Genomic DNA, 15,069 nt, shown 5'->3' with positions numbered 1-15,069 from the left:
TATGGCAGCAAGGTCATCGCTCACTGTGAGCTATGCACGCCACCCCAAGGAGCGCCGGCCCAAGGGGCCGGTCCGGCGCGCGCCCGGCACCTTCGGTGCTGTTCGGGCGCAGGTTGCGCGCGGTTGGTTGGCGGTGCGCAGAAGACCTCGCGGGGAAATTTGCGCCGCATCCACTCATTCGGCGTCTTCGACCGAAGCCCGATCCGCTCGGCCCGTCCACTCGCCCGCCGTCAGCTCCGCTTCGCAGCCGCCAGCCGTTTCTCTAGCGCGTCGATAGCAGTGGGACTCGCCTCGACCGTGCCTTGGGAGTCGACCGCAGAAGCCTCTGGCTGGTCAGCCTGAGCTGGCGTCAGAAGCTCCACGATCCGGTCGAGCCCAGCAATCACTGAGGCCGAGACGAAGGCACCGAAGGCCAATGCGAGAAGCGACCATTGAGCGGAGGCGGCGGCCATCACCACAAGGATCACGCTGCCAGCCAATGTCCCCCAGAATGACATTTTCAACAGAAGCATGTGACCTCAGATTTCTCGGGTGATGAGGGGTGGTCCATATAAGCTCTGGGTTGAAATTGGGCCTGTCGTCAAGGCGCGCGCCCCAGCGCACGCACTCGCCCATCCCCCCACCAACCCATCTTCCCCCCGCTTGCCGCACCTGCTAGAGCCCGGCCATGCGCCGCGCGACCATCTCCTGCATCAAATGGGGCACGCTCTTCGGGCCCGAATACGTGAACCGGCTCTACTCGGGGGTGCGCCGCAACCTCGACCGGCCGGTGCGCTTTCTCTGCATGACCGAACACGCCGAGGGCCTGCACCCCGACATCGAGGTGCTGCCGCTGCCCGAGGAACCCTTCCGGGGCGAGATGGACCGGGCGCTCGCGGTGGCCAACCGGCAGGGCGCCATGCGCAAGGTCTCGCTCTTCCGCGAAGGGCTGGTGCCGGACCTCGAAGGCCCGATCCTCGGCTTCGATCTCGACGTGGTGATCACCGGGCCGCTCGATCCCCTGCTCGATCTCGCCCCCGGCAAGGTCGCCATGCGCCACGACTGGACCGAGAAGCGCAAGGGAAGGCCCACCGGGCATGGCTCGGTCTTCCGCTACGACCCGGCGCATCACGGCTTTCTCTACGAGGAGATCGCCGCAAACCCCTATGCCGAGGTCGAGGCCGCGCGCGGCTCGGAGCAGCGCTACACCAGCCACAAGGCCATGGACCGCGGGGTCTTCGAATATATCCCCGAGGACTGGGTCGTCTCGTTCAAATACGACTGCAACCCTTTCCCGGGCAATTACCTGAACGCCCCGCGCCTGCCCGAGGCGGCGCGCGTCGTCTGCTTCCACGGCCATCCCAAGATGGACGAGGCGATCGAGGGCTACCGCGGCTCGCTGATCCGCTATTCCAAGCCCTGCGACTGGCTGCGCGAGCATTGGATCGACCGCGCGGCGGCGGATCTCGGCCCCGATTGGGCGTGAGCGCCGGGGACGCCGCCCTTGCCCCGAAACGGGCCAACCGGTAAGAGCCTGCCCGAACAGGAATGCTGAAGTGAAAAGGGCACGCCATGCGTCGAGTCGTCGTCACCGGAATGGGCCTCGTCACACCCCTGGCCTCGGGCATGGAGGAGAGCTGGTCGCGGCTCCTGGCCGGCAAGTCCGGCGCGGGCACGATCTCCAAGTTCGATGCCTCGCATCTGGCCACCACCTATGCCTGCGAAGTGCCCTACGGGGACGGCTCTGACGGGACCTTCAATCCCGATGCCTTCATGGAGAAGAAAGAGCAGCGCAAGGTCGACGAGTTCATCCTCTTCGGCATGGCCGCCGCCGACCAGGCGGTGAAGGATTCGGGCTGGATGCCCGAGGAGGAAGAGGACCGCCTGCGCACCGGCGTGATGATCGGCTCGGGCATCGGCGGGCTCAACTCCATCGCCGAGACCGCCATTCTGATCCGCGAGAAGGGTCCGCGGCGGGTCTCGCCCTTCTTCATCCCCGGCGCGCTGATCAACCTGATCTCGGGCCAGGTCTCGATCCGCTACGGCTTCAAGGGGCCGAACCACTCGGTGGTGACCGCCTGCTCGACCGGCGCCCATGCCATCGGCGACGCCTCGCGGCTGATCCAGCACGGCGATGCCGACGTCATGGTGGCCGGCGGCGCCGAGGCGGCGATCTCCGAGATCGGCATCGCGGGCTTCAACGCCTGCAAGGCGCTCTCGACCAAGCGCGGTGATGCGCCCGAGACCGCGAGCCGCCCCTATGACGCCGACCGCGACGGGTTCGTCATGGGCGAGGGCGCGGGCGTCGTGGTGCTGGAAGACTACGACCACGCCGTCGCGCGCGGCGCCAAGATCTACGCCGAGGTCAAGGGCTACGGCCTCTCGGGCGACGCCTATCACATCACCGCGCCGGCCGAGGACGGCGAGGGCGGCGAGCGTTCCATGCGCGCCGCGCTGAAGAACGCGGGCCTCGAACCCGGCGAGATCGACTACATCAACGCCCATGGCACCTCGACCATGGCCGATGTGATCGAACTGGGCGCGGTCGAGCGGCTCCTGGGCGAGGCCGCCCCGCGGGTCACCATGTCCTCGACCAAATCGGCGACCGGGCACCTTCTGGGCGCCGCCGGCGCGATCGAGGCGATCTTCTCGATCCTGGCGATCCGCGACCAGGTGGCGCCGCCGACGATCAACCTCGACACCCCCGCAGTCGAGGCCAAGGTCGACCTCGCGCCCAACGCCAAGCGCGAGCGCGAGATCACCTATGCGCTGTCGAACTCCTTCGGCTTCGGCGGCACCAACGCCAGCGTGATCTTCGGCAAGGTCGGCTGATTCCCGCCCGCAGAGCAGCCCGCCGGACTTTCCCGGCGGCGCCATCCGGGCGATAAACGCGCCGTGCCGCCCCTGGCCGGGCCGGGGCGGCGTGGTGACAAGAACGAGAGCAGGCAGAGACCCATGTGGCGCAACATCGCCTCCAACGCGCTGACCTTCCTGGTCGTGATCATCTTCCTTTTCGGCGGCGTGCTGATCTGGGGACAGCAGCAGTATGACGGCGCGGGCCCCCTGTCCGAGCCGATCTGCCTCGAGGTGCCGCGCGGCACCAACATGTCCCGGGTCTCGCAGAACCTCGCCGAACGCGGCGCGGTCAGCTCGCCCACGATCTTCCGCCTGGGCGCCGACTACAGCGACAAGACCGCCGAGCTGAAGGCCGGCAGCTACCTGGTGCCGGAAAATTCCTCGATGCGCGAGATCGTCGACATCGTGACCCGCGGCGGCGCCTCCACCTGCGGCACCGAAGTGGTCTACCGCATCGGCGTGACCTCGGCCGAGGTCGAGGTGCGCGAGCTCGATCCCGCCACCGGGCGCTTCGTGGAGCTGGCCGAGTTCGACCCCGCCGCCGAGGCTCCCGCGCCCGAGGCCTATACCGAGGTGCGCGGCCGCGCCGACACCCGCTACCGCATCGCGCTGGCCGAGGGGGTGACCTCCTGGCAGGTGGTCGAGGAGCTGAAATCCGTCGACGTGCTCGACGGCGAGGTCGAGGTGCCGCCCGAGGGCTCGCTCGCGCCCGACAGCTACGAGGTCTCCGAGGGCGACAGCCGGGCCGAGTTGATCGACCGGATGCGCCGCGCGCAGGAGATCATCATCGAAGAGGAATGGGCCAACCGCGCCGACGGCCTGCCGATCGAGACCCCGGAGGAGGCGCTGATCCTGGCTTCCATCGTCGAGAAGGAGACCGGCGTGCCCGAAGAGCGCCCGCAGGTCGCCTCGGTCTTCGTGAACCGGCTCGAGGAGGGCATGCGCCTGCAGACCGACCCGACGGTGATCTACGGGCTCACCAACGGCGAGGGCGTGCTGGGCCGCGGGCTGCGCCAGTCCGAGCTGCGCGGCGAGACGCCCTACAACACCTATGTGATCGACGGGCTGCCGCCGACGCCCATCGCCAACCCGGGCCGGGCGTCGATCCGGGCGGCGCTGAACCCGGCTTTGACGGACTACCTGTTCTTCGTGGCCGACGGCACCGGCGGGCATGCCTTCGCCCAGACCCTGGCCGAGCACAACGACAACGTCGCGCGCTGGCGCGCCATCGAGGCCGAACGCGCGAGCGAGAGCCAGTGAGCGGTGCGCCCGAGGCCCGTGCGCTGCGCGTCCTCGTGACCGGCGGGACGATCGACAAGGTGCATGACCCCCGGACCGAGGGCCTGGGCTTCTCGCCCGACGGGGCCACGCATCTGCCCGAGATGCTGCGCATCGGGCGGTGCCATTTCGCCGAGGTCGAGAAGGTGCTCCTGAAGGACAGCCTCTATTTCGACGCCGCCGACCGCGCCGCCATCGCCGAGGCGGTGCTGCGCGCGCCCGAGCCCGCGCTGGTCGTGACCCATGGCACCGGCACCATGGGCGAGACGGCGCGCGATCTTGCGCCGCAGATCGAGGGCACGGGCAAGACCGTGGTGCTCACCGGCGCGATGCGGCCCTTCTCGCTTTATGCCTCGGACGGGGAGTTCAACCTCGGCGGCGCGGTGGTGGCCGCGCAGATCCTCGGCCCCGGTGTCTGGGGCGTGATGAACGGCCGGGTCTTCCCGGCCGAGCGGCTCGACAAGAACGTGGAGCAGGGGCGCTTCGACCTCTGAGCGGGGCGGGCGGGCGCGACCGGCCCTATGGAGATCGGAGAGCTGCGGGGCGTGGGCCCGGGCGCCATCCCTTTCTCAGAAATAGCCGCGCGGGCGTTGGCCCGACATGACGGCCCGGTCACCAGAACCCCGGCAAAGCGGCCCGACCACCAAACCCCACCAAAGAAAAAACCGGCGCGGGCCCCCCCGCGCCGGTTTTTCATGTCTCGGGCAGGCGCGGCTCAGAGCTGCGCCATGACTTCGTCGGAGGCTTCGAAGTTGGTGGTGACGCGCTGCACGTCGTCGTCGTCCTCCAGCGCGTCGACCAGCTTCATCAGGGACTGCATCCCCTCCAGGTCGAGCTCGGTGGTGTTGGACGGCTTCCAGACCAGCCGGGTGGTCTCGGATTCCCCCAGCGCCTCTTCCAGCGCGTTGGAGACATCGTTGAGGTCGGTGTCGGTGCACCAGACGATATGCCCGTCCTCGGAGCTTTCCACGTCCTCGGCCCCGGCCATGATCGCCGCCTCGAGCACCTCTTCGGCGTTGCCGACCTCGGCGGGATAGACCACCTCGCCCTTGCGCTCGAACATGAAGCCGACCGAGCCGGTCTCGCCCATGTTGCCGCCGTTCTTCGAGAAGGTGGAGCGGATGTTCGAGGCGGTGCGGTTGCGGTTGTCGGTCATCGTCTCGACGATCACCGCGACGCCGTTCGGGCCGTAGCCCTCGTAGCGGATCTCCTCGTAGGAATCCCCGTCACCGCCGGTCGCCTTCTTGATCGCGCGCTCGATGTTGTCCTTGGGCATCGACTGGCCCTTGGCTTCCTTCACCGCCATGCGCAGGCGCGGGTTCTTCTCGGGGTCCGGGTCGCCCATCTTGGCGGCGACGGTGATCTCCTTGGAGAGCTTGGAGAAGAGCTTCGAACGGGCGGCGTCCTGCCGTCCCTTGCGGTGCTGGATGTTCGCCCATTTGGAATGGCCGGCCATGATTGCCTCATTCGGGTGATGTCTGAAAATCTGGGGACATATACGGGCTACCGGGGGCAGGGGGCAAGGGCGCAAAACCGCTTGTCTCGCCGGGCCCGAGCGGCCAGAACTGGGCGCCATGCAGGCTGCCTTCGCGGGCTTCACGCTCGGCTTCTCCCTGATCCTCGCCATCGGCGCGCAGAACGCCTTCGTTCTGCGCCAGGGGCTGTTGCGCCAGCACGTCCTGCCGGTGGTGCTGACCTGCGCGATCTCGGACGCGCTGCTTGTGACCGCGGGGGTCGCGGGCTTCGGGGTGCTGGTCGACCGCGCGCCCTGGCTCGTGGGCGTCATGCGCTACGGCGGCGCGGCCTTCCTGGTGGTCTATGGCGCCCTGGCGCTGAGGGCGGCCTGGCGGGGCGGGCAGGGGATGCGCGCGGGCGACGCCGCGCCGAGCCTCCGGGCCTCGCTCCTGACCTGCCTGGCGCTGACCTGGCTGAACCCGCATGTCTACCTCGACACGGTGGTGCTGCTGGGCGCGATCTCGGCGCAATACGCGGCGCCGGTGCTCTTCGGGGCCGGCGCGGTCACCGCCTCCTTCACCTTCTTCTTCCTTCTGGGCTTCGGCGCGCGGCTTCTCGCGCCGGTCTTCGCGCGGCCCCGGGCCTGGCGGGTGCTCGATGCGCTGGTCGGCTGCACGATGTTCGCAATCGCGGCTTCGCTGCTTCTTGGGTAGCGCGCGCCCTTGCAATCCGCCGCGCCCGCGCGCTTGATGCACCGCATGACGGAAAAGCCCCAAAGCCCGCTCCGAGGCATCTTCTGGATGGTCGTGACGGGCTTCTGCTTCGTGATGGTCACCGCGCTCGTGAAGACCCTCGGCCCGCGCATCCCGGCGGCCGAGATGGCCTTCCTGCGCTATCTCATGGGGCTGGTCTTCCTCTTGCCGCTCTGGCGGGTGCTGGCGGCGACGCGGCTCACCAAGCGGCAGCTGGGGCTCTTCACCCTGCGCGGCGCGGCCCATGCGGCGGGGGTGATCTGCTGGTTCTTCGCCATGACCCGCATTCCCATCGCCGAGGTGACGGCGCTAAATTACCTCAACCCGATCGGGGTGAGCGTGCTGGCGGTGCTGCTTCTGGGCGAAAAGATCGCCGCGCGGCGCATCCTGGCGATCTGCGCGGCACTGGCGGGCGCGCTCTTCATCCTGCGCCCGGGCTTCCGCGAGCTCGACCCCGGGCATTTTGCCATGCTAATCACCGCGGGCACCTTCTCGGGCAGCTACCTCCTGGCCAAGATCCTCTCGGACGAGACCGAGGCCCCGGTGGTGGTGGCCTTCCTGTCGGTCACGGTGATGCTGGCGCTGATGCCCTTTGCGCTTCTGAACTGGGTCTGGCCCAGCTGGACCGAGCTGGGCTTTCTCTTCGCCGTCGCGGCCTTCGCCACGGCGGGGCATTACACCATGACGCTGGCCTTCGCGGCGGCACCGGTCACGGTGACCCAGCCGGTGACCTTCCTGCAGCTCGTCTGGTCGGTGGCGCTTGGGGCGCTGTTCTTCGCCGAGCCGCCCGATCCTTGGGTGATCTTCGGCGGCGGCATCATCATCGCGGCGGTGAGCTTCATCACCTGGCGCGAGGCGCAGCTGAAGCGGCAGGGGGTCACCCCGCCGATCCATGCGACAAAACATTAGCCCCGCTTTGACTGTTTCCGTTCCATAAATAATCACGCCTTGGGCACCGTATTGCCCCAATTCGCGCCGATCCTCGGGGCATCGGGCTTGTTCCCAGTGTTTTGGATACGGAGTTGACCCATGTTTGCAGAGAACACACTGACCGAGAACTTCGACGACATCCGCCACTTCGCCCTGCAGGAGCGGTGCAAGGTGGTCTCGGACACCGAATGGCGCTTCCGGATGCGCGGGTTCGGCTACAACCTGCGCCAGACCGAGGCCGGATACGAGGTCGCGCGCCTGCCGCAGATGTGCGTGATCGGCCATATCGAGGACTGAACAACCACATGACATACCACGATTTCTGACGCCCGGCCGCATCCGCGACCGGGCTTTTTCTTTGTCTTCGGCGGCATTCCGCCCCGGGTATTGATTGACGAGTCAATCAGAAATGCCTAGCTTCTCTCCCGCACCCGGCATCCCGTGGAAGGAAGAGGCGACCCATGTCCCGTCCGAACATACTTGTCCTGATGGTCGACCAGCTGAACGGCACGCTGTTTCCCGACGGCCCGGCCGACTGGCTGCACGCGCCCAACCTCAAGCGGCTGGCGGCGCGTTCGACGCGCTTTGCCAATGCCTATACCGCCTCGCCACTCTGCGCGCCGGGGCGGGCGGCCTTCATGTCCGGGCAGCTGCCCTCGGAGACCGGGGTCTATGACAATGCCGCCGAGTTCCCCTCGGCGATTCCGACCTATGCCCACCACCTGCGCCGGGCGGGCTACCAGACCTGCCTCTCGGGCAAGATGCATTTCGTCGGCCCCGACCAGCTGCACGGTTTCGAGAGCCGGCTGACCACCGACATCTACCCCGCCGATTTCGGCTGGACCCCGGACTACCGCCGCCCCGGCGAGCGCATCGACTGGTGGTATCACAACCTCGGCTCCGTCACCGGCGCGGGCGTGGCCGAGATTTCCAACCAGATGGAATACGACGACGACGTCGCCTTCCAGGCCGAGCAGAAGCTCTACGACTTGTCGCGCGGGCATGACGCGCGGCCCTGGATGCTGACCGTCAGCTTCACCCATCCGCACGACCCCTATGTCGCGCGGAAGAAATACTGGGACCTCTACGAGGACTGCGACCATCTCGACCCCGAGGTGCCGGCGCTGCCCTACGAGGACCACGACCCGCATTCCCAGCGCATCTTCGACGCCAACGACTGGCGCAGCTTCGAGATCACCCGCGAGGACGTGCGCCGCTCGCGCCGGGCCTATTTCGCCAATATCTCCTACCTGGACGACAAGATCGGCGGCATCCTCGACGTGCTCGAGCGCACCCGGCAGGAGGCCATCGTGGTCCTGGTCTCGGATCACGGCGACATGCTGGGTGAGCGCGGCCTCTGGTTCAAGATGAGCCTCTTCGAGGGCTCCGCGCGGGTGCCGCTCATGGTCTCCGCGCCCGGGATGACCCCGGGCCAGGTCACTGCGCCGGTCTCCACCATCGACCTCTGCCCGACGCTCTGCGAGCTGGCCGGCGTCTCGATGGAGGAGGTCATGCCCTGGACCACCGGCGAAAGCCTGGTGCCCCTGGGCAAGGGCGGCGCGCGCCGCTCGCCGGTGGCGATGGAATATGCCGCCGAGGCTTCCTATTCGCCGCTGGTCGCGCTGCGCGCGGGGCGGTGGAAATACACCAATTGCGCGCTCGACCCCGAGCAGCTCTTCGACCTCGAGGCCGACCCGCACGAACAGGAGAACCTGGCCGAGGCGCCGGAACACGCCGAGGTGCTCGAGGAGTTCCGCAAGGCCGCGGCGCTGCGCTGGGACCTCGAGACCTTCGACGCCGAGGTGCGCGAAAGCCAGGCCCGGCGCCGCGTGGTCTACGAGGCCCTGCGCGAGGGCGGCTATTACCCCTGGGATTACCAACCCCTCCGAGAGGCCTCGGACCGCTACATGCGCAACCACATGGACCTCAATGTTGTCGAGGAAAATCAACGCTTTCCGAGAGGCGAATAAGTGATGGACGAGCTGAGATACGACCCCCAACCGAAAGCCAGCCACTTCGTGGACGGCGCCTATGTCGAGGACACCGCCGGCGCCGAGATCGAGGTGGTCTATCCGGCCACCGGCGAGGTGATCGCCCGCGTGCATGAGGCCACCGAGGCGGTGATCGCCAAGGCCGTGGAAAGCGGCCGCCGGGCGCAGGCCGAATGGGCCGCGACCCCGCCGCGCGAGCGCGGCCGGGTGCTGGCCCGCGCCGCCGCGCTGATGCGCGAGCGCAACCGTGCGCTTTCGGTCCTCGAGACCCAGGACACCGGCAAGCCCCTGCAGGAGACGCTGGTGGCCGATGCGACCTCGGGCGCCGATGCGCTGGAGTATTTCGGCGGCATCTCCGCGGGGCTGACCGGCGAGCATATCCCGCTGGGCGAGGACTGGGCCTATACCATGCGCGAGCCGCTGGGCCTCTGCGTCGGCATCGGCGCCTGGAACTATCCCACCCAGATCGCCTGCTGGAAGGCCGCGCCGGCGCTGGCCTGCGGCAACGCGATGATCTTCAAGCCCTCCGAGACCACGCCGCTCTCGGCGCTCAAGGTCGCCGAGATCCTGATCGAGGCGGGCCTGCCCGCGGGCCTCTTCAACGTGGTGCAGGGCGCGGGCTCGGTCGGCGCGGCTCTGACCACCCACCCCAAGGTCGACAAGGTCTCGCTCACGGGCTCGGTGCCGACCGGCCGCAAGGTCTATGCCGCCGCCGCCAACAGCCTGAAGCATGTGACCATGGAACTGGGCGGCAAGTCCCCCATGGTGGTCTTCGATGACGCCGATCTCGACGACGCGGTCGGCGGCGCGATCATGGGCAACTTCTACTCCTCGGGGCAGATCTGCTCGAACGGGACGCGGGTCTTCGTCCAGAAGGGCCTGAAGGACCGCTTCATCGCCCGCATGCAGGAGCGCCTCGGCGGCGCGGTGATCGGCGACCCGATGGACGAAGACACCAACTTCGGCCCGCTCGTCAGCGCCCGCCAGCTCGAGATCGTGCAGGGCTACCTCGAGAAGGGCAAAGCCGAAGGCGCCCGGCTGGTCTGCGGCGGCGAGACCCTCGACCGCGCGGGCTACTGGATGACGCCGGCGCTCTTCGACGGGGTCACCGACGAGATGACCATCGCGCAGGAGGAAATCTTCGGCCCGGTCCTGTCGGTCTTCGAGTTCGAGACCGAAGAGGAGGCCGTCGCCCGCGCCAACGACACGGCCTTCGGGCTGTCGGCGGGGGTCTTCACCCGCGACATCAGCCGCGCGCACCGGGTCATCTCCCGGCTCGAGGCGGGCACCTGCTACATCAATTCCTACAACGACGCGCCGGTCGAGATGCCCTTCGGCGGCGTGAAGATGTCCGGTGTCGGCCGCGAGAACGCCAAGGCGGCGATCGACCATTACTCGCAGCTCAAGTCCGTCTACGTGCGGATGGGCCGCGTCGAGGCGCCCTTCTAGGCGCTGGCTTTCGCCCCGGCGGCGCGAAGGGGGAGGGCCCCTTGCGCCGCCGGGACAGCTTCCACGGAGGTTTCAACATGCAGGCGGAATACGTCATCGTCGGCGCGGGCAGCGCCGGTTGTGCAATGGCCTACCGGCTGGCCGAGGCCGGCAAGTCGGTCATCGTGATCGAACACGGCGGCTGGGACGGCGGCCCCTTCATCCAGATGCCGGGCGCGCTCTCCTACCCGATGAACATGTCGCGCTACGACTGGGGCTACCAGTCCGAGCCCGAGCCGCACCTCGGCGGGCGCCGGCTGGCCTGCCCGCGCGGCAAGGTGCTGGGCGGCTCCTCCTCGATCAACGGCATGGTCTACGTGCGCGGCCACGCGCGCGACTACGACCACTGGCGCGACCAGGGTGCCGACGGCTGGGGCTATGCCGACGTGCTGCCCTATTTCCGGCGCATGGAAACCAGCCACGGCGGCCAGGAGGGCTGGCGCGGCACCGACGGGCCGCTGCACGTCAGCCGCGGGCCCCGCAACAACCCGCTGACCCGCGCCTTCGTCGAGGCCGGAGCCCAGGCGGGCTATGAGACCACCGAGGATTACAACGGCGAGAAGCAGGAAGGCTTCGGCCCGATGGAGGCCACCATCCACAAGGGCCGCCGCTGGTCCGCCGCCCATGCCTACCTGCGCCCGGCCGAGAAGATGGGCGCGCAGGTGGTGCGCGGCCTCGCCCGCCGGATCACCTTCGAGGAGGGCCGCGCCAGCGGCGTGGAGATCGCCCGCGGCGCTTCGGTCGAGACCGTGCGCGCCAGCCGCGAGGTGATCCTCGCCGCCTCCTCGCTGAACTCGCCGAAGCTCCTGATGCTCTCGGGCGTGGGCCCGGCGGCGCATCTGGCCGAACACGGCATCGAGGTCCGCGCCGACCGTCCCGGCGTCGGGCAGAACCTGCAGGACCACCTCGAGCTCTACATCCAGATGGCCTCGAAGAAGCCGGTCAGCCTCTACAGCTACTGGAACCTCTTCGGGAAGGCCTACGTCGGGCTGCGCTGGCTGCTGAACAAGTCCGGCCCCGGCGCCTCGAACCAGTTCGAAAGCGCGGCCTTCATCCGCAGCGCGCCGGGTGTCGACTACCCCGACATCCAGTATCACTTCCTGCCGCTGGCGGTGCGCTACGACGGGCAGGCGGCCTCCGAGGGGCATGGGTTCCAGGCCCATGTCGGCCCGATGCGCTCGCCCTCGCGCGGCTCGGTCAGCCTGGGCTCCGCCGATCCCGAGGCGGCGCCGAAGATCCGGTTCAACTACATGAGCCACGACAAGGACTGGCAGGACTTCCGCACCGCGATCCGGCTCACCCGCGAGATCTTCGCGCAGGAGGCTTTCTCCGATTACGCCGATTTCGAGATCCAGCCGGGCGCCGAGCTGCAAAGCGACGAAGAGCTCGACGGCTTCATCCGCGAGCATGTCGAAAGCGCCTATCACCCCTGCGGCACCTGCCGCATGGGCCGGCCCGACGACCCCGAGGCGGTGGTCGACCCCGAGGGCCGGGTGATCGGCGTCGAGGGCCTGCGCGTCGCCGACAGCTCGATCTTCCCGCGGATCACCAACGGCAACCTCAACGGCCCGTCGATCCTCGTGGGCGAGAAGATCGCCGACCATGTGCTTGGCCGCCGTCTGCCGCCCGAGAACAGCGCGCCCTGGGTGCATCCCGAGTGGCAGACCGCGCAACGCTGAGGCGCAGGGGGCAGCCCCTGCGGCCCCCACGCCAAGGAGCAAAGGCCGCCGCCGGGCACCCACGGCGGCGGCCTTTGTCTGTCCGGGGGGCTGGCCCCTTGGCGAAAGGCGCCGCCCGGCCTAGCCTTCATGGCAGGCAAGGAGGCACGCCATGGCCGGAGGATGGACCCGCGACGGCGCGGTGAGCGAACAGATCGAGGCCTCGATCAGCGACGAGCTGGCGCGGATACGCGCCCGCCGCGCCCCCGAGGGCGAGAGCCTGACCCATTGCGCGGAATGCGACGAGCCGATCCCCGAGAAGCGCCGCAAGGCGCTGCCCGGGGTGAAGCTCTGCATCGACTGCCAGTCCGAGCGCGACGGCCGCCCCGCGGCGCGCGGCGGCGTGAACCGCCGCGGCTCGAAGGACAGCCAGCTGAAGTAGGCTTGGCGTGGGGGGGGGCGCCACGCGGCGCCGGATCTGAGTGCAGGGGCCGCGCGTGCCTCAAGGCTTGAGATCGCGCGCCGCCGGTCGGGAGGGGCGGAGACCGGGCTTGGGTCGCACTGCCGTATGACAGCAGCGCAGCCTTCCCCCCGGTCCCGCAAAACCGCGCCTTACGCGGGCGCGGGCCTTCAGCCCTCCATCGCCTCCAGCTCGTCGATGAAGCCCGAGATCATCGACAGGCCCTTCTGCCAGAAGGCCGGGTCCGTCGCATCCAGCCCGAAGGGCGCCAGGAGGTCGGTGTGATGCTTCGAGCCGCCGGCGCGCAGCATCTCGAAATACTTCTCCTCGAAGCCTTCGGGCGCGTCCTCGTAATTGGCGTAAAGCGCGTTCACCAGCCCGTCGCCGAAGGCATAGGCATAGACGTAGAAGGGCGAATGCACGAAGTGCGGGATATAGGCCCAGAAGGTCTCGTAGCCCTCCATGAAGTCGAAGGCGGGCCCGAGGCTCTCGGCCTGAACGCTCATCCAGAGCGCGTTGATGTCGTCGGGCGTCAGCTCGCCGCCGCGCCGCGCCTCGTGCAGCTTGCACTCGAAGTCGTAGAAGGCGATCTGCCGCACGACGGTGTTGATCATGTCCTCGACCTTGCCGGCCAGGAGCACCTTCTTCTCGGCGTCGTCCTTGGCATTGGCCAGCATCCGCCGGAAGGTCAGCATCTCGCCGAAGACGCTGGCGGTCTCGGCCAGGGTCAGCGGCGTCTGGCTCAGCATCTCGCCCTGGTCGGCGGCCAGCACCTGGTGCACGCCGTGGCCCAACTCATGGGCAAGCGTCATCACGTCGCGCGGCTTGCCGAGGTAGTTCAGCAGCACATAAGGGTGCGCGTCGGTCACCGTGGGATGGGCGAAGGCGCCCGGGGCCTTGCCCGGGGTGACGCCGGCGTCGATCCAGCCCTTGGTAAAGAAGGGCTCGGCGATCTCGGCCATGCGCGGGTCGAAGGCGCCATAGGCGTTCATCACCGTCTCGCGCGCCTCCTCCCAGCCGACCCGGCGGGTTTCCTCCATGGGCAGGGGGGCGTTGCGGTCCCAGACCTGCATCCGCTCGAGCCCCAGCCACTTGCGCTTCAGCTCGTAGTAGCGATGCGAGAGATCGGGATAGGAGGCCACCACCGCGTCGCGCAGCGCCTCGACCACCTCGGGTTCGACGTCATTGGCCAGGTGCCGCCCGGTCTGCGGGCTGGGCATGCCGCGCCAGCGGTCCATGACCTCCTTCTCCTTGGCCTGGGTGTTGTGGACCCGGGCGAAGGTGCGGATGTTCTGGCCGAAGACCTCGGCCAGGGCGCGGGCCGCCGCCTCGCGGGTGGCGCGGTCCTGTTCGGTCAGGCCGTTCAGCGTCGCCTCGATGCCCAGGGTCTCGCCCGCGACCTCGAAGGTCAGCCCGGCGATGGTCTCGTCGAAGAGCCGCTCCCAGGCGTCGCCGACCACGCCCATGTCGTGCAGGAACTTCTCCATCTCGTCGGAGAGCTGGTAGGGCTTCATCGCGCGGATGCGGTCGAAGGCCGGCTTGTAGCGCGCCAGCGCGGCATCCTCGAAGAGCTGCGCGTAATGCTCGTCGCCCAGGCGGTTCAGCTCGAGCGAGAAGAAGACCAGCGGCGTGGTGTAGACGGTGATCTTCTCCTGCGCGTCCGAGAGGAACTTGGCGCGCTCGGCATCGGTGGTGTTCTGGTAATACCGCAGCCCGGCGTAGGACATGATGCGCCCCGCGACCCGCTCGATGGTCTCGTGCCGGCCGATCATCTCGGCGAAGCCCGCGGCGTCGAGGCCCTCGATCTTGCCTTCGTAATCCGCCGCGAAGTCGCGGCAGGCGGCCTCCAGCCAGTCGAGATCGCGCTTGAACTCGGGCGCATCCGGCGCGGCGTAGAGATCGCTCAGATCCCAGACCGGCAGGTCGCCCAGGTCCTGGCCTTTCTGGTGGGCGTCGGCGTCGAAGACGGGGCGTGGGGTCATCAGGTTCTCCATGGGTGTCGGTCTTGCCGCTCAAGGTGGCGCGCGCGCCAGCCGGGTTCAAGCCCCGCAGGGCGCGCCACGACAAGGCAGACCGGCCGCCACCGCGCCGCCCGCGCGCCCCGCAACCGCCAAATACCCGCGCCCCCGGCACGGCCCCAAAGCGCACGACCCAGCTCCGCCAACCACCCGCACCCCCCGCCGGGCTTTAAAGCGCACCGCCTCTTGCCCTTCAGCTTGTCC

General features: G+C 68.6%; 14 protein-coding genes. 11 read left to right on the top strand and 3 right to left on the bottom strand.

The annotated features are described in order from the left end of the window. Positions 1-230: 230 nt before the first annotated feature. Positions 231-512 (bottom strand): hypothetical protein, encoded by a 282-nt coding sequence (locus tag LR948_RS00300; RefSeq protein WP_232751916.1) that lies wholly within the window; start codon positions 510-512, stop codon positions 231-233. A gap of 155 nt (positions 513-667) precedes the next feature. Between LR948_RS00300 and LR948_RS00295 the strand changes: the two genes are divergently transcribed. From LR948_RS00295 to LR948_RS00280, 4 genes are all read left to right on the top strand, one after another. After that, positions 668-1,465 carry a glycosyl transferase gene (locus tag LR948_RS00295; RefSeq protein WP_232751915.1) on the top strand — a complete coding sequence of 266 codons (798 nt, stop codon included), beginning with the start codon at positions 668-670 and terminating at the stop codon, positions 1,463-1,465. A gap of 86 nt (positions 1,466-1,551) precedes the next feature. Further along, positions 1,552-2,811: a beta-ketoacyl-ACP synthase II gene (gene fabF, locus LR948_RS00290; RefSeq protein ID WP_232751914.1), complete on the top strand. Its 1,260-nt coding sequence runs from the start codon at positions 1,552-1,554 to the stop codon at positions 2,809-2,811. 123 nt (positions 2,812-2,934) lie between these two features. After that, positions 2,935-4,095: an endolytic transglycosylase MltG gene (mltG, locus tag LR948_RS00285; protein ID WP_232751913.1), complete on the top strand. Its 1,161-nt coding sequence runs from the start codon at positions 2,935-2,937 to the stop codon at positions 4,093-4,095. Then, complete coding sequence (locus LR948_RS00280; RefSeq protein ID WP_232751912.1) at positions 4,092-4,607, top strand: asparaginase domain-containing protein; 516 nt, start codon at positions 4,092-4,094, stop codon at positions 4,605-4,607. The genes mltG and LR948_RS00280 overlap by 4 nt, the downstream gene beginning before the upstream one ends. A gap of 221 nt (positions 4,608-4,828) precedes the next feature. On the opposite strand, the gene LR948_RS00275 is transcribed toward LR948_RS00280, so the two are convergent. Continuing rightward, positions 4,829-5,569 carry a YebC/PmpR family DNA-binding transcriptional regulator gene (locus LR948_RS00275; RefSeq protein ID WP_232751911.1) on the bottom strand — a complete coding sequence of 247 codons (741 nt, stop codon included), beginning with the start codon at positions 5,567-5,569 and terminating at the stop codon, positions 4,829-4,831. Positions 5,570-5,687: 118 nt separating this feature from the next. On the opposite strand from LR948_RS00275, the gene LR948_RS00270 reads away from it, so the two are divergent. The 7 genes from LR948_RS00270 (at position 5,688) to LR948_RS00240 (ending at position 12,829) form a co-directional block, all read left to right on the top strand. Next, positions 5,688-6,281, top strand: coding sequence for a LysE/ArgO family amino acid transporter (locus LR948_RS00270; RefSeq protein WP_232751910.1), 594 nt, complete (start codon positions 5,688-5,690; stop codon positions 6,279-6,281). A gap of 45 nt (positions 6,282-6,326) precedes the next feature. Then, positions 6,327-7,229 (top strand): DMT family transporter, encoded by a 903-nt coding sequence (locus tag LR948_RS00265; RefSeq protein WP_232751909.1) that lies wholly within the window; start codon positions 6,327-6,329, stop codon positions 7,227-7,229. Positions 7,230-7,349: 120 nt separating this feature from the next. Next, complete coding sequence (locus LR948_RS00260) at positions 7,350-7,547, top strand: hypothetical protein (protein ID WP_232751908.1); 198 nt, start codon at positions 7,350-7,352, stop codon at positions 7,545-7,547. A gap of 164 nt (positions 7,548-7,711) precedes the next feature. Then, a complete protein-coding gene (gene betC / locus LR948_RS00255; protein WP_232751907.1) occupies positions 7,712-9,220 on the top strand; it encodes a choline-sulfatase in 1,509 nt (502 codons plus the stop codon). 12 nt (positions 9,221-9,232) lie between these two features. Then, the gene (betB, locus tag LR948_RS00250) at positions 9,233-10,690 is read left to right on the top strand and encodes a betaine-aldehyde dehydrogenase (protein WP_232752611.1); all 1,458 of its coding nucleotides are present in this window, start codon (positions 9,233-9,235) and stop codon (positions 10,688-10,690) included. Between the two features lie 77 nt (positions 10,691-10,767). Beyond that, a complete protein-coding gene (gene betA, locus LR948_RS00245) occupies positions 10,768-12,408 on the top strand; it encodes a choline dehydrogenase (protein WP_232752610.1) in 1,641 nt (546 codons plus the stop codon). Positions 12,409-12,559: 151 nt separating this feature from the next. Then, on the top strand, positions 12,560-12,829 hold the full coding sequence (locus LR948_RS00240) for a DksA/TraR family C4-type zinc finger protein (RefSeq protein WP_232751906.1): 270 nt from the start codon (positions 12,560-12,562) through the stop codon (positions 12,827-12,829). Positions 12,830-13,017: 188 nt separating this feature from the next. Here the strand turns inward: LR948_RS00240 and LR948_RS00235 are convergent, their stop codons facing one another. After that, positions 13,018-14,829: a M3 family oligoendopeptidase gene (locus LR948_RS00235; RefSeq protein WP_232751905.1), complete on the bottom strand. Its 1,812-nt coding sequence runs from the start codon at positions 14,827-14,829 to the stop codon at positions 13,018-13,020. Between the last annotated feature and the right edge of the window lie 240 nt (positions 14,830-15,069).

The organism is Roseivivax sp. GX 12232 (assembly GCF_021272185.1).
Taxonomy (GTDB): Bacteria; Pseudomonadota; Alphaproteobacteria; order Rhodobacterales; family Rhodobacteraceae; genus Roseivivax.
This window is presented reverse-complemented; position numbering and strand designations above follow the sequence as displayed.